Genomic DNA, 12,397 nt, shown 5'->3' with positions numbered 1-12,397 from the left:
GGGGGGAAATAATATGGAATCCATAAAGGAATCTGTTAAGAATATGCCGGGGTTTGATAAGTTTCAGGAAAGATTTGAGCAAATGAAGCAACAAGTGCTTACAGATCCAGGGGTCATGCGTTTTCTAAGAGAGAACCCTGACATATCAGATGTCCATGCGGAAAAATTATTGTCCAGTTTCTACACCTTTAAGAACGAACAGCATGCTTGCCGTAACTGTCCAGGTTTAGAGAAGTGTCCGAACCTCATGCAAGGATATCGTTCTGAACTAACAAAAGTCAGACATACTGTAGAGCTTAGATACAAGCCATGTGAATTAAAAATTATTGATGAGCAAAAGAAATCCATGACTTCATTGATTAAGAGCTACTTTATACCTAAAGAGATACTAGAAGCGAGATTCGATCGTTTGTACAAGCATAGTATTGATGATACAAGACGTAATGCGATCTCGAAGGCTTATGAATTTGTCCAGATGGCAGGTTCGGGTCAACAATCAAAAGGAATCTACTTCTATGGAAAATTCGGTGTTGGTAAAACGTATCTTTTAGGCGCGATCGCGAATGGATTAGCTGAGAAAGGCGTCCACTCTTTGATCATTCATACACCAGAGTTTCTTCGTGAAATGAAATCTTCACTTTCTGACGGTACATTTGACTCTAAGATGGAACTGTTAAAGACCGTTCCAGTACTAATGCTTGATGATCTTGGGGCTGAAAATATGACGAACTGGGTCAGAGATGAGATTATTGGAGTCATCCTTCAATATCGAATGATGGAAAAATTGCCTACTCTCTACACGTCTAATTGTGATTTTGAAATGCTGCAGCAACATCTATCGTATTCTCAAAAAGGCGGACTTGATGAACTGAAAGCCCTCAGAATCATGGAGCGAATCAAACACTTGAGTACTCCAGTTTTTATGGGTGGTAATAAAAACTTCAGAGAAGATTTTTAATATAGTTTCTGCTCTTTTAAAGGGCAGAAGCTTTTTTCTTGAAAACCCAAAGCTGTCTCTTCTACTAAAATATGATAGGATAAGAAGACCAAGATCTTAAGACAATGTATTCGGAGGTTACCGATGAGTATAGAATTTATTTTACAAAAAGCTTTAGATGGCGAACGTTTATCGGTAGAAGATGCCGTTAAACTTTATGAAAGTGATGAAGTAGAACGCATGGGAGAAGTTGCGGATATTATTATGAAAAGGTGGCATCCTGAACCGATTACCACATTCGTAATTGGACGTAACGTAAACTATACAAACTTTTGTGATACATATTGCAGGTTCTGCGCATTCTATAGAGCTCCAGGAAGCAGCGAAGGCTATGTGTTGGATGATGATGTGATCTTCCAAAAGATACAAGAGACAGTTGATGTAGGTGGTACAGAAATCCTTATGCAAGGTGGAACAAATCCTAACTTGCCATTCAGCTACTATACAGACTTATTAAGAGAGATCAAAAAGCGCTTTGACATCACAATGCATTCATTTTCTCCAGCAGAAGTATGGAAGATGGTTGAAGTATCTGGTCTGTCTCTAGAGGAAGTGCTCAGAGAACTGAAAGAAGCTGGACTTGATTCCCTTCCAGGTGGAGGAGCGGAGATTTTAGATGACCGCACTCGCAAGAAGATTAGCAGACTTAAAGGCTCGTGGACAGAGTGGATCGATTGTATGAAAACAGCTAAAAAAGTTGGTCTGCATTCTACAGCTACGATGGTTATCGGATTTGGAGAAACATTCGAAGAACGTGCGCTTCATTTACAGCGTGTTCGTGATGCGCAAGACGAGACGGATTGTTTCTTGGCTTTCATCTCTTGGACATTCCAGCCGGATAACACGAATATGAAGGCTGAAAAGACGACTCCAAGAGAGTATCTGAAGAATGTTGCGATCTCTCGTATTTTCCTAGATAACATTCCTAACTTCCAATCTTCTTGGGTTACGATGGGGCCAGAAGTTGGTAAAAAATCTCTTCATTATGGCTGCAATGACTTTGGCAGTACGATGATGGAAGAGAATGTTGTTTCAGCAGCAGGAACGACTCACAAAGTAAACACGAATTTGACATTAAGATTGATTCGTGAAGCAGGTAAAATCCCTGCTCAACGTAATACAAAATATGAAACACTCCGTGTGTTTGAAAATGAAGAAAAAGCTGATAAGGATTTTGTGATGCAAAACTAACAGTGAAGCACTTGGCATTTTTATGTCGAGTGCTTTTTTATTTTGTTTAACCTAGAGTGAAAAAGACTCAGCTATGACTTTTGTATTAAAAATAATTATCTTAATTTTCCTTATATTTAAAATTTTGTGTATAATATAAGAATATTTAGAATAAAGGGGGAAATATAGGAATGGAAATGAAAAGAAAAATGAAAATGGGACTAATAGGTTTATCTGCTGCGTTTCTTGTAGCTTGCTCTTCGGGTTCTGGAGATAAGCTGACGGTTGGTACGGATGCGGCATATGCCCCCTTTGAATCCTTAGACGGTGAAAAAATTGTAGGATTTGATGTAGATCTGCTTGATGCAGTTATGAAAGAAGCAGGGCTTGATTATGAATTAACTAATAAAGGATGGGATCCTTTATTTATCGCTCTTCAGAATGAAGAAGTTGATGCAGGGATTTCGGCTATTACGATTAATGACGAACGTAAGAAAAGTTATGATTTTTCCTCACCATACTTTGAATCGATTAACATGATCTTAGCGAAAGAAGGAACGTCGATTAAGAGTGCAAAGGACTTAGAGGGAATGAAGGTTAGTGTGCAGAACGGAACGACTGGTCAAGAGGCACTAGAAAAAATGTTTGGTAAGAGTGAAAACATAAAGAAGTATGAAAACAATGTATTAGCGATACAAGCACTTTTAAACGGTGAAGTAGAAGCAGTTGTAGCAGATAACGCCGTAGTGCAAGAATATGAAAAGAACAATCCAGATAAAAAACTAGTAACAATCAGCGATAAAGAAAATTTCGATAGCGAATTTTACGGAATCATCTTCCCTAAAGACGGTGAACATCAAGAAGAGATCAACAAAGCGATGAAAAAAGTCATCGATGATGGGAAATATGCTGAAATCTATAAAAAATGGTTTGGTGAAGAACCAAATGTAGATGTGCTGAAACAATAACATTCTCAGGAGGTCTACATGGAATATTCTTTACAGATTATCAGTGATTACATGCCTTTGTTTTTAAAAGGAACATGGGTGACGGTACAGTTATCATTTTTAGCGATTCTATTTGGTACGCTATTAGGACTATTTATTGGGCTCGGCAAAATGGTAAAGAATCCTTTTATTCATCTTCCGTGCATGTGGTATATCAGTTTTTTCCGAGGTACTCCATTGCTCGTTCAGATTCTGTTGATTCATTCAGCACTTATGCCGCTCTTTATGAAGCCGCCAAACGTGTTCATTTCAAGCGTACTAGCTCTTTCGCTTAACGCTGCTGCCTATATTGCAGAAATATTTAGAGCAGGAATTCAATCGATTGATAAAGGGCAGATGGAAGCGGCGCGTTCACTGGGCATGAATCATGTACAAGCTATGAAACATGTTATTCTTCCACAAGCATCTAGAAGAATGATTCCTCCTCTAGGCAACGAGTTTATTGTACTTATTAAGGATTCTTCCTTAGTTTCCATTATTGCTACTCCTGAATTGATGTATTATGCGAGGGCGATGATGGGTCAATACTACCGACCTTGGGAGCCATACATGACAGCTGCTCTAATGTACTTAATCCTAACGCTAGGCATGGCATTTATTTTATCAAGAATAGAGCGCAAATTTGTTTATTAAAAACAACCCTACCTACAGGGTTGTTTTTTCTTTTGTAAGTAACATGTTTTAGGACCTCGTCCCATATAGTGTATTATTGAGGATTTTATATGGGGGGGACTTATTTGGTCGCGATTGCTTTTTCACACCCATCAGATGGTATAGCTGTTTTGAAGAGAATGATCAGAATGGCAGCTGAGCATAGAATAAACCCTTCCTTTGCCAAATTATCTGAAGCTTCTTCAAAAATTCTTGAACTGCACATACATGAGAAAAAATCATTCGTATTGGATGTGTTAACGGAATTTACTCGAAACAAAGTAGAGGATATTTGTTTGAAGGAAATGATTGAACAAGCATTTTGTTACAGTGATTCAGCAGAGCAAAAAGAGATCTTATCTATCACAAAAAGTATCATACTAGGTGAGATTGAAGGAATACCGGATGTTAAACACCTACCAAACTTAAATGAAGTGATCCGAAGGCAATGGGAATCGATTCTAGAAGCCAAGACAGACTTTTTAGAGTTTGAATCATTTATAAAATTCAGGCTGAAAGAGTATTTAGCAACTTTGTTGAAGATTGTTGAATGTGCCATTGATGAATACAAGCTAGAACTAGAGTACCAAATGTTCGTGGAGCAATTAAGAACGTGCTTAACGAAACAAAGAACATTTACTTCAGCAGATATCGTAATTATTTTTGAACAAGAGCAGATTCTTCTTTTTGATGAACATCAAAACCAATTAACTCATACTGAATTAATGATGTTCCATGAAAAGGCACTCCGGCTAACAAATGTAACGAATCTAGATGAAAGACTCTTAGGCCCATTAGTTGGACTATCTCCAAATTCCGCTAGAATCTATGCTTATGATATCGATCATCCATTACTTCAAACTGTGAGGAACATCTTTCAGGAAAAGGTAACAATCACTCCAATTGAAAGGATGTCTTATAAGGATCATCGGTCATATCGTAAAAAAAAGTCATAAACTTACAGAGTCCTCTTGCTTTTTGAAAAACGACTGCATATAATAGGTGTATAATTTTATCATTCAATCTGTATTGATAAGGACACGAAGCATATTTTTACGGTTCATAGAGAGGGAAGTCATGGCTGAAAGCTTCCTAACACGGAAAAATGCTTTACCACCTTGGAACTTCAGCGGTGAAAATCTCTAGTAATCGCTGACGGTCGCAGTCCGTTACACTGTCCGAGTGCCGAATGGCTTGTTAAAAGTTATCGGAACAAGGGTGGAACCACGAGATAATCACTCGTCCCTTCTATAGGGACGGGTGTTTTTTGTTTTCAATCAGATAAGACCCCAAAGTAAAAAGGAGATGTTTTACATGTCGTCAATTTCAATCAAGTTCCCTGACGGTTCAGTCAAGGAATTTCCTAAAGGCGTTACTTCTGAACAAGTAGCAGAGAGTATCAGCCCAAGTTTGAAGAAAAAAGCAGTTGCAGGGAAAGTAAACGGACAGTTATTTGATTTCTCACGTCCTATCGAAGAAGATGCATCGATTGAGATCGTGATGCAGGATTCTAAAGAAGGTCTTGAAATGACAAGACATTCGAATGCCCATTTACTAGCTCAAGCCCTTAAGCGACTTTACCCAGATGTGAAACTTGGAATTGGACCAGTTATCGATAACGGGTTCTACTATGATGTAGATATGTCCCATAACTTAACACCAGAAGATCTGCCTCTGATCGAAAAAGAAATGAAGAAGATCGTAAATGAAAACCTTCCAATTGTTCGTAAAGAAGTTAGTCGTGAAGAAGCGCTTGAGATCTATGAAAAATTGAACGATCACTTAAAGCTTGAGTTGATCCGAGACCTTCCTGAAGGTGAAAAGATCACAATCTATGAGCAAGGTGAATTCTTTGATCTTTGCCGTGGGCCGCACGTTCCTTCAACTGGGAAAATCAAAGCTTATAAATTAATGAGCATCTCAGGTGCTTACTGGCGTGGAGACAGCGACAACCAAATGCTTCAACGTATTTATGGTTCAGCGTTCTTAAGCCAAAAAGACTTGGATGAGTATCTACACTTTATTGAGGAAGCTCAAAAACGTGATCACCGTAAACTAGGAAAAGAATTAGAGTTATTCATGTTCTCAGAAGAAGCACCAGGAATGCCGTTCTATCTTCCTAACGGTCAGACAATCCGTACTGAGCTTGAGAATTTCTCACGCGAACTTCAACGCCAAGTGGATTACGATGAAGTACGTACTCCGTTTATGATGAACCAACGACTATGGGAGCAATCAGGGCACTGGGATCATTATCATGAAAACATGTATTTCTCTGAAGTAGACGATACAAAGTTTGCGATGAAACCGATGAACTGTCCAGGTCACATGCTGATCTTTAAGAACAAATTACATTCATATAGAGACCTTCCAGTACGTATGGCTGAGTTCGGTCAAGTGCATCGTCATGAATATAGTGGCGCACTGAACGGTATGATTCGTGTTCGTACGTTCTGCCAAGATGACGCACATATCTTTGTAACTCCACAGCAGATCGAAAGTGAAATCAAGAACGTATTTAAGTTAGTTGATAAAATCTACAGCACGTTTGGTTTTGAATATTCTGTAGAACTTTCTACACGTCCAGAAGATTCTATGGGTGATGACCGCCTGTGGGAACAAGCTGAGGGTGCATTGAAAAACGTTTTAGAAGATTTAGGAATGAACTATCACCTAAACGAGGGAGATGGAGCGTTCTACGGTCCTAAAATCGACTTCCATATTAAAGATGCACTTAAGAGAAGTCATCAGTGTGCAACGATTCAGTTGGACTTCCAGATGCCAGAAAAGTTCGACCTGACTTATGTAGATGAAAATAATCAAAAGGTACGTCCAGTCGTTATTCACCGTGCGATCTATGGTTCGATCGATCGTTTCTTAGGAATCTTAGTTGAGCACTTTGCGGGAGCGTTCCCAACTTGGTTAGCACCTGTTCAAGTGAAACTAATTCCTGTATCAGATGTTCATAACGAGTACGCTTATAAGCTTCAAGAAGATTTGAAGAAGCATGCTGTTCGTGTTGAAATCGATACTAGAAATGAAAAGATGGGTTATAAGATTCGTGAAGCCCAGATGAAGAAGATTCCTTACATGCTTGTTTTAGGTGACAAAGAGATTGAGGACAATGCAGTAAACGTTCGTAAGTATGGTGAGCAAAAGTCAGAGACGGTTTCTTATGAAGATTTCCGAGATAAGATTTTAGCTCAGATTAACGAAAAGAGATAAGGATTTAATGAGAGTGGCCAATGCTGAATTGGCCCTCTTTTATTTATAGTGAAATGAAAAGTGGACAGTAAAATGCTCAATGTGGACAGTAAATTACTGGAATTGGACAGTAAATACTCAAGAGTGGACAGTAAATCTGAAAAAGTAGACAGTAAATATTCTAAAATGGACAGTAAAACAACAAAACGTAAGAGATGAATAAAAAAACTCTTGCATTCCTTTCGTAAACGAAGTAAAATTAATTTCGTTGCTGTTATTACATTCGTTGTTTGACACGGATGTCTCCAATGTGTTATAGTATGTAAGGTTAATAAAATAAGCAAAGCATCAAACAAGCAGAAGCACCCGCTTCTCACCTGACTCGACGTCTTTAGAGACTGTTGATGGGTAGATGGATATTCAGGCATGTCAAAATGTACATAGCCGGTTTACTATGTGTGGGTGATCGTTGCGCCGACGCTTTTTTTATTTGCAGAAATAACAAGTCGAGTGTTTTGAAACGCTCACTGAAAAAATTTGGAGGTGACTTACTATTAGTAAGGACATGTCTGTCAATGAAGGTATTCGTGCTCGTGAGGTTCGCTTAATCGGTCCTGATGGAAGCCAGCTTGGCATTAAAACAAGACAGGAAGCTTTAGACCTTGCAACAAACGCAAATCTTGACCTTGTTCTCGTTGCTGCAACTGCTAAACCGCCAGTGTGTCGTATCATGGACTACGGTAAGTTTAAATACGAGCAACAGCGTAAAGATCGTGAAGCACGAAAAAATCAAAAAGTCATTACGACTAAAGAGATTCGTTTAAGTCCAACAATTGAGGAAAACGACTTTAATACAAAGCTTAGAAATGCCCGTAAGTTCCTTGAAAAAGGCGACAAAGTAAAAGCAAGTATTCGTTTCCGTGGACGTGCAATCACTCATTCTCAAATCGGAAAAACGGTATTGGAAAAGTTAGCGAAAGAATGTGAAGATCTTTCTACGGTTGAAACAAAACCGAAAATGGAAGGTCGTAGCATGTTCCTTATCCTTGCACCTAAAGCCGAAAAATAATTTTTACCAGGGAGGATAACCATTATGCCTAAAATGAAAACTCATAAAGGTGCTGCGAAGCGCTTTAGAAAAACTGGATCAGGTAAATTGAAGCGTGCTCGCGCTTATACTAGTCACTTGTTTGCTAACAAGTCTACAAAAGCTAAGCGTAAGCTTCGTAAAGCAAAACTTGTTCACAGCGGTGATTTCAAACGTATCCGCACATTGTTAACTTACAAAAAACGTTAATCGTTCATTAATCGATTTAAAAATAGGAGGTTTTTAATATGCCAAGAGTAAAAGGTGGCTATGTAACACGTCGTCGTCGTAAAAAAGTTCTTAAACTAGCTAAAGGCTATTTCGGTTCCAAACATAAATTATTTAAAGTAGCACAACAACAAGTATTCAAATCACTTATGTACGCTTACCGTGACCGTCGTCAAAAGAAGCGTGACTTCCGTAAGCTTTGGATCACTCGTATCAACGCTGCTGCTCGTACAAACGGTCTTTCTTACAGCCGTTTAATGCACGGTCTTAAACTTGCGGGTATCGATATCAACCGTAAGATGCTTTCTGAGATTGCTATTACTGACGAAAAAGCTTTCGCTGAACTAGCTTCAAAAGCAAAAGACAGCCTAAAAGCTTAAGTAAAAAAAGAAAAGATCATTTCCTCATTTGATGGAGATGATCTTTTTTCATTCTGAAGGGAAACAACAAGGTGTTAATCATATATTTAATCATTTTAAACGTAGCCGCCTATTATGTTATGAAAAGAGACAAGTTATCTGCCAAAAAGGGCGAATGGCGTACACCTGAAGCAAGACTTTGGATGATCGCTATTATTGGTGGAGCACCCGGTATGTGGCTTGCTATGAAAAAGTTACGTCATAAGACGAAACATCCATCATTTCGCTACGGGTTGCCTCTTTTAAGTATGTTTATAACGGTTCTAGCGGGTTGGTTTATATAGTAACTATTCTTGTTGAAGGTATCGTTTGTCTTTTAGGAACAACCTCCAGAAAATATAGAAACCTGGTGCCAAAATGGCGAGACCAACGATATACATAATCATTAAGGAGTAGAACGTTTCTGGTGCAGTAAACGCCTCATAGATCGTTAAATCAGGATACACGATGTAAGGCAGATGAGCTAATCCATAACCAACGCTTGCAAGACCATATTGTAAAACAGTTGCTAATAGTGTAAGACGCGGCCGTCCAATTCCTGGGCGGTTTTGTTTTGGCCACCAAAGAGAAGCATATGCAACAAAAAACGCAATCAAAGAAAGAATAAACCAAATTCTTTGGTCCATGAGATTGTCGATGAGCCAGCGCGATTCTGGTGTAATAAACAACAGCGTGAAGAGCGCGGCGAGCAGGGTTAGTGGTCCTAACATAATCGCATTGCTACGATATAACCTGTATGCATCCTCTTTTTTTGAAACTCTTGCATAATCCGCTAAAAATAATGAAGAAAGATACAACTCAGATGTAAGGCCGAAAAGCACATACAAATACAGTGTTGGACTTGTGAAAAGTTTAGAAAGCAATAGGCTCTGAGTGTCTCCGTCAACAGCGATGAAACCACCTTGTGAAATAGGAAGCACGGCAATCAGCAAGGAGGGTATGAGAAGGCCAGAGATACCTGAGATGACAAACATCGTTCTGCGATAGCCTTGAACAGAATAAGAGAACACCATAAAAGCACTTCGGATAGCAAGCAAGAAGAGAATCAAAGAAACAGGAACGAGCATGACTGTTCCGAGAGTATAAGCTCCTTTAGGAAAGAAGCCAACAAACGCAACCACTAAAAGTACTAAGAACGTGTTTGTGATTTCCCAAGTGGGAGACAAGAAACGATTTGCAATCCTTCCTGCCATCGTTTTATGGTTGTTGTAGATCATCGCCCAGAATCCAGCTCCAAAATCGATCGAACCGAAAATGCTATAGATAAAAATAAAGGTCCACATCATCAAAATCGCTAAAACTTCTTCGCTCATCCTTCATTCCTCCTTTCTAACTCTGAAGTTTTTCCATATCCTTTGAAACAGGGTTTCGTTTGAAATAAGCCGTTAAAATCAGTACGGTTAACACGCTGAGTAAAGCATATAAGCCTAAGAATAACAGGAAGAGTACACCAAGATCTTCATTCTTAGTCGCAGCTTCGGCCGTCGTTTGCACTCTATATATGGTCCATGGCTGTCTACCACTACAGCTGAAAACCCAACCGAACTCGATGCCAAGCATAGAGAGTGGACCAGATAAAACAAGCGACCACAACAGCCATTTGGGGAATGGTTTTCCTTTTCTTTTTACGAAGAACCACCAGTAGGCTAAAGCCACTGCTGCGAGGCCTAATAAAAGGGTTCCGATCCCTACCATCAAATTAAAGAGCGTGTGAACATAAAAAGGTGGCCATGTTTCTCGAGGAAACTCGTACAATCCTTTTACCTCTGTATCGAATTTTCCAGCCGCAAGCCAGCTGAGTGCCCAAGGTATTTCGATTCCGTACTTTACTTCCTCAGTCTTAGGATCTGTATAACCCCCAATGGCAAGTGGTGCATACCTTTGAGTCTCAAAAAGACCTTCAGCAGCTGCTAGTTTTTCAGGAGAATGCTGGTGCAAAATCTGGGCTGAATGATGCCCCGAAACTGCTGAGACAAAGCTCATCAAGAGAGCGACAGTAAGAGACATGAACAACCCTTTTAAGTGATAAGCTCGTTCGAGTTCAGGTCGCTTCTTTAAAAGTTTAAAAGCTGCTACAGAAGCAACAGCAAAAGCTCCGGTCATATAAGCGGTTATGGCAACGTGAAAGGAAGAGGATAGAAAGCTAGGATTGAAGAAAGCATCCCAAGGGGAGACATCATAGATCGTCCCATCTGGTTTGATCTTAAATCCATCCGGAGTATTCATCCACGTATTAACTGCAGAAATTAAGATGGCCGACGCAACAGCTCCAAGTGCTACAAAGAATACTGATATCAAACGGAAATATCTTGGCAATCTGTCAGCAGCATAAACGTAAATAGACATGAACAAGGCTTCTAAAAAGAAAGCGAAAATCTCAATCTGAAAGGGAAGAGATATAACTTTTCCTACAATCTCCATAAATCCTGGCCACAATAAAGATAATTGTACGCCGACGATCGTACCTGATGGAATAGCCACTCCTAATAAAACAGCAAACGCCTTTGTCCAGCGCTTAGCCATAATGGCATAATCATTGTCACCTTTCACTTGATGTATGATTTCGGCGATAACGATCATCAAAGGAAGACCAACACCAAGTGTTGCAAATATAATATGAAAACCTAGTGATGTACCAAAGAACGCTCTCGCAAGTACAACTGTATCCATGATGGACTCCTCCTAAGAAACTAAGAACTATGTAAGCAAACAATCTATATTTAAGGTGTCAAAAAGAAGTGGGGTTTATGCATACGAACATTCTGTCATACAGAGCTCGTCTTCTGTCATATGCTGACTTAAAGGGGGGTGAGTGCGTGTTAGACAATAGTAGTGTGTTCATCGAGGTGCTCAAGTTCAGTGGAATCTTTGCCCCTTTATTGTTCATTCTTCTTCAAGCGTTTCGACAGTTCTTTTTTCTTCCGGTCGGCCTGATCTGTCTAACAGGAGGAATCTTGTTTGGTGCAGTTGCAGGCGCATTCTATTCAGTCATAGGTATTACGCTCTCAAGTGTTTTGTTTTACTGGGGAATGAAGAGTATGCCTAAATTGATGAAAAAAGTAAAAAAACTGCAAAAAAAGTGGATTGGAAAACGAATGCCGTTCTCGGTAGGTCAGATTGCTATTTTAAAAATGATACCCTTTATGCATTTTCATTTGTTGAGTCTATGCTTGATCGAGATTTCGTCAAATTTTAAAGAGTATACAAAAGCAAGTATCATATCAAACGTCCCGATTGCTATTCTTTATTCTTCGTTCGGCTCGGTGTTGCTTTCTCTTTCGCTCGTAACCTCTGCAGCTATCATTATTGTGTTGTCTGTATTGTTTTATTTATTGAGAAGGAAAGAATGGGTGATCAAATGGAGTGAGTTTTTTGAGGAAGAGAAAGAAGAGCAGCAAAAACAACGCATGCCTGCATAAGGTGTGCTTTTTTTCAGAATTTTTTTAGCGTATGATGTAGCCCTTGTAGAGTTGATTTCCATTCCAGGTTGCTCGCTTTCCATGGGGCGAACGGTGAGCCTCCTGCCGCTTTGCGCCTTTAGGAGTCTCCACCTGACCGCTCGTCCCATAGGAGTCTCGCACCTTCCATTCCAACCAACTTGCAAATGAAGTTAGTAATAAAATCAGAGCACCCA

13 protein-coding genes and 1 other annotated feature are annotated in these 12,397 nt (G+C 39.5%); of the genes, 11 read left to right on the top strand and 2 right to left on the bottom strand.

The annotated features are described in order from the left end of the window. Window positions 1-13 precede the first annotated feature (13 nt). From dnaI to P4V41_RS00335, 10 genes are all read left to right on the top strand, one after another. Complete coding sequence (gene dnaI, locus P4V41_RS00380) at window positions 14-958, top strand: primosomal protein DnaI (RefSeq protein WP_328082884.1); 945 nt, start codon at window positions 14-16, stop codon at window positions 956-958. Between the two features lie 123 nt (window positions 959-1,081). Then, window positions 1,082-2,188, top strand: a complete 1,107-nt coding sequence (mqnC, locus tag P4V41_RS00375; protein WP_328082883.1) for a cyclic dehypoxanthinyl futalosine synthase — start codon at window positions 1,082-1,084, stop codon at window positions 2,186-2,188. Between the two features lie 176 nt (window positions 2,189-2,364). After that, entirely contained in the window at window positions 2,365-3,135 is a 771-nt protein-coding gene (locus P4V41_RS00370) for a basic amino acid ABC transporter substrate-binding protein (protein WP_419181278.1), read from the top strand. 18 nt (window positions 3,136-3,153) lie between these two features. Beyond that, on the top strand, window positions 3,154-3,807 hold the full coding sequence (locus P4V41_RS00365; RefSeq protein WP_197131504.1) for an amino acid ABC transporter permease: 654 nt from the start codon (window positions 3,154-3,156) through the stop codon (window positions 3,805-3,807). Between the two features lie 104 nt (window positions 3,808-3,911). Continuing rightward, window positions 3,912-4,781 (top strand): sporulation protein YtxC, encoded by an 870-nt coding sequence (ytxC, locus tag P4V41_RS00360; protein WP_328082881.1) that lies wholly within the window; start codon window positions 3,912-3,914, stop codon window positions 4,779-4,781. 64 nt (window positions 4,782-4,845) lie between these two features. Next, window positions 4,846-5,075 (top strand) — a binding site (T-box leader). 64 nt (window positions 5,076-5,139) lie between these two features. Beyond that, window positions 5,140-7,050: a threonine--tRNA ligase gene (gene thrS, locus P4V41_RS00355; RefSeq protein WP_328082880.1), complete on the top strand. Its 1,911-nt coding sequence runs from the start codon at window positions 5,140-5,142 to the stop codon at window positions 7,048-7,050. A 544-nt stretch (window positions 7,051-7,594) separates the two neighbouring features. Further along, window positions 7,595-8,098: a translation initiation factor IF-3 gene (gene infC / locus P4V41_RS00350; protein ID WP_289494894.1), complete on the top strand. Its 504-nt coding sequence runs from the start codon at window positions 7,595-7,597 to the stop codon at window positions 8,096-8,098. Between the two features lie 24 nt (window positions 8,099-8,122). Next, window positions 8,123-8,326, top strand: a complete 204-nt coding sequence (gene rpmI, locus P4V41_RS00345; RefSeq protein ID WP_328082877.1) for a 50S ribosomal protein L35 — start codon at window positions 8,123-8,125, stop codon at window positions 8,324-8,326. A 38-nt stretch (window positions 8,327-8,364) separates the two neighbouring features. Further along, window positions 8,365-8,724 carry a 50S ribosomal protein L20 gene (gene rplT, locus P4V41_RS00340; RefSeq protein ID WP_066291543.1) on the top strand — a complete coding sequence of 120 codons (360 nt, stop codon included), beginning with the start codon at window positions 8,365-8,367 and terminating at the stop codon, window positions 8,722-8,724. Window positions 8,725-8,795: 71 nt separating this feature from the next. Then, window positions 8,796-9,047 (top strand): DUF1294 domain-containing protein, encoded by a 252-nt coding sequence (locus tag P4V41_RS00335; protein ID WP_328082876.1) that lies wholly within the window; start codon window positions 8,796-8,798, stop codon window positions 9,045-9,047. 3 nt (window positions 9,048-9,050) lie between these two features. Here P4V41_RS00335 and P4V41_RS00330 read toward each other — a convergent pair whose 3' ends face one another. Both P4V41_RS00330 and P4V41_RS00325 read right to left on the bottom strand, forming a co-directional pair. Continuing rightward, the gene (locus P4V41_RS00330; protein ID WP_328082875.1) at window positions 9,051-10,076 is read right to left on the bottom strand and encodes a cytochrome d ubiquinol oxidase subunit II; all 1,026 of its coding nucleotides are present in this window, start codon (window positions 10,074-10,076) and stop codon (window positions 9,051-9,053) included. A gap of 16 nt (window positions 10,077-10,092) precedes the next feature. Beyond that, window positions 10,093-11,433, bottom strand: coding sequence for a cytochrome ubiquinol oxidase subunit I (locus P4V41_RS00325; RefSeq protein WP_328082874.1), 1,341 nt, complete (start codon window positions 11,431-11,433; stop codon window positions 10,093-10,095). 146 nt (window positions 11,434-11,579) lie between these two features. Here P4V41_RS00325 and P4V41_RS00320 point away from each other — a divergent pair, with 146 nt between their 5' ends. Next, window positions 11,580-12,182: a TVP38/TMEM64 family protein gene (locus P4V41_RS00320; protein WP_328082873.1), complete on the top strand. Its 603-nt coding sequence runs from the start codon at window positions 11,580-11,582 to the stop codon at window positions 12,180-12,182. Window positions 12,183-12,397: the final 215 nt, after the last annotated feature.

The organism is Fictibacillus nanhaiensis (genome assembly GCF_036213205.1).
Classification (GTDB): domain Bacteria; phylum Bacillota; class Bacilli; order Bacillales; family Fictibacillaceae; genus Fictibacillus; species Fictibacillus nanhaiensis_E.
The sequence above is the reverse complement of the archived record's forward strand: the minus strand, read 5'-3'. Positions and strand labels throughout refer to the sequence as shown.

Bases quoted from the DNA above. Each gene is read 5' to 3' on its own strand.
- dnaI (WP_328082884.1), top strand. From the start codon at position 14: ATGGAATCCATAAAGGAATCTGTTAAGAATATGCCGGGGTTTGATAAG.
- P4V41_RS00325 (WP_328082874.1), bottom strand. From the start codon at position 11,433: ATGGATACAGTTGTACTTGCGAGAGCGTTCTTTGGTACATCACTAGGT.
- P4V41_RS00330 (WP_328082875.1), bottom strand. From the start codon at position 10,076: ATGAGCGAAGAAGTTTTAGCGATTTTGATGATGTGGACCTTTATTTTT.
- P4V41_RS00370 (WP_419181278.1), top strand. From the start codon at position 2,365: ATGAAAAGAAAAATGAAAATGGGACTAATAGGTTTATCTGCTGCGTTT.
- infC (WP_289494894.1), top strand. From the start codon at position 7,595: ATGTCTGTCAATGAAGGTATTCGTGCTCGTGAGGTTCGCTTAATCGGT.
- thrS (WP_328082880.1), top strand. From the start codon at position 5,140: ATGTCGTCAATTTCAATCAAGTTCCCTGACGGTTCAGTCAAGGAATTT.
- rplT (WP_066291543.1), top strand. From the start codon at position 8,365: ATGCCAAGAGTAAAAGGTGGCTATGTAACACGTCGTCGTCGTAAAAAA.
- rpmI (WP_328082877.1), top strand. From the start codon at position 8,123: ATGCCTAAAATGAAAACTCATAAAGGTGCTGCGAAGCGCTTTAGAAAA.
- P4V41_RS00365 (WP_197131504.1), top strand. From the start codon at position 3,154: ATGGAATATTCTTTACAGATTATCAGTGATTACATGCCTTTGTTTTTA.
- mqnC (WP_328082883.1), top strand. From the start codon at position 1,082: ATGAGTATAGAATTTATTTTACAAAAAGCTTTAGATGGCGAACGTTTA.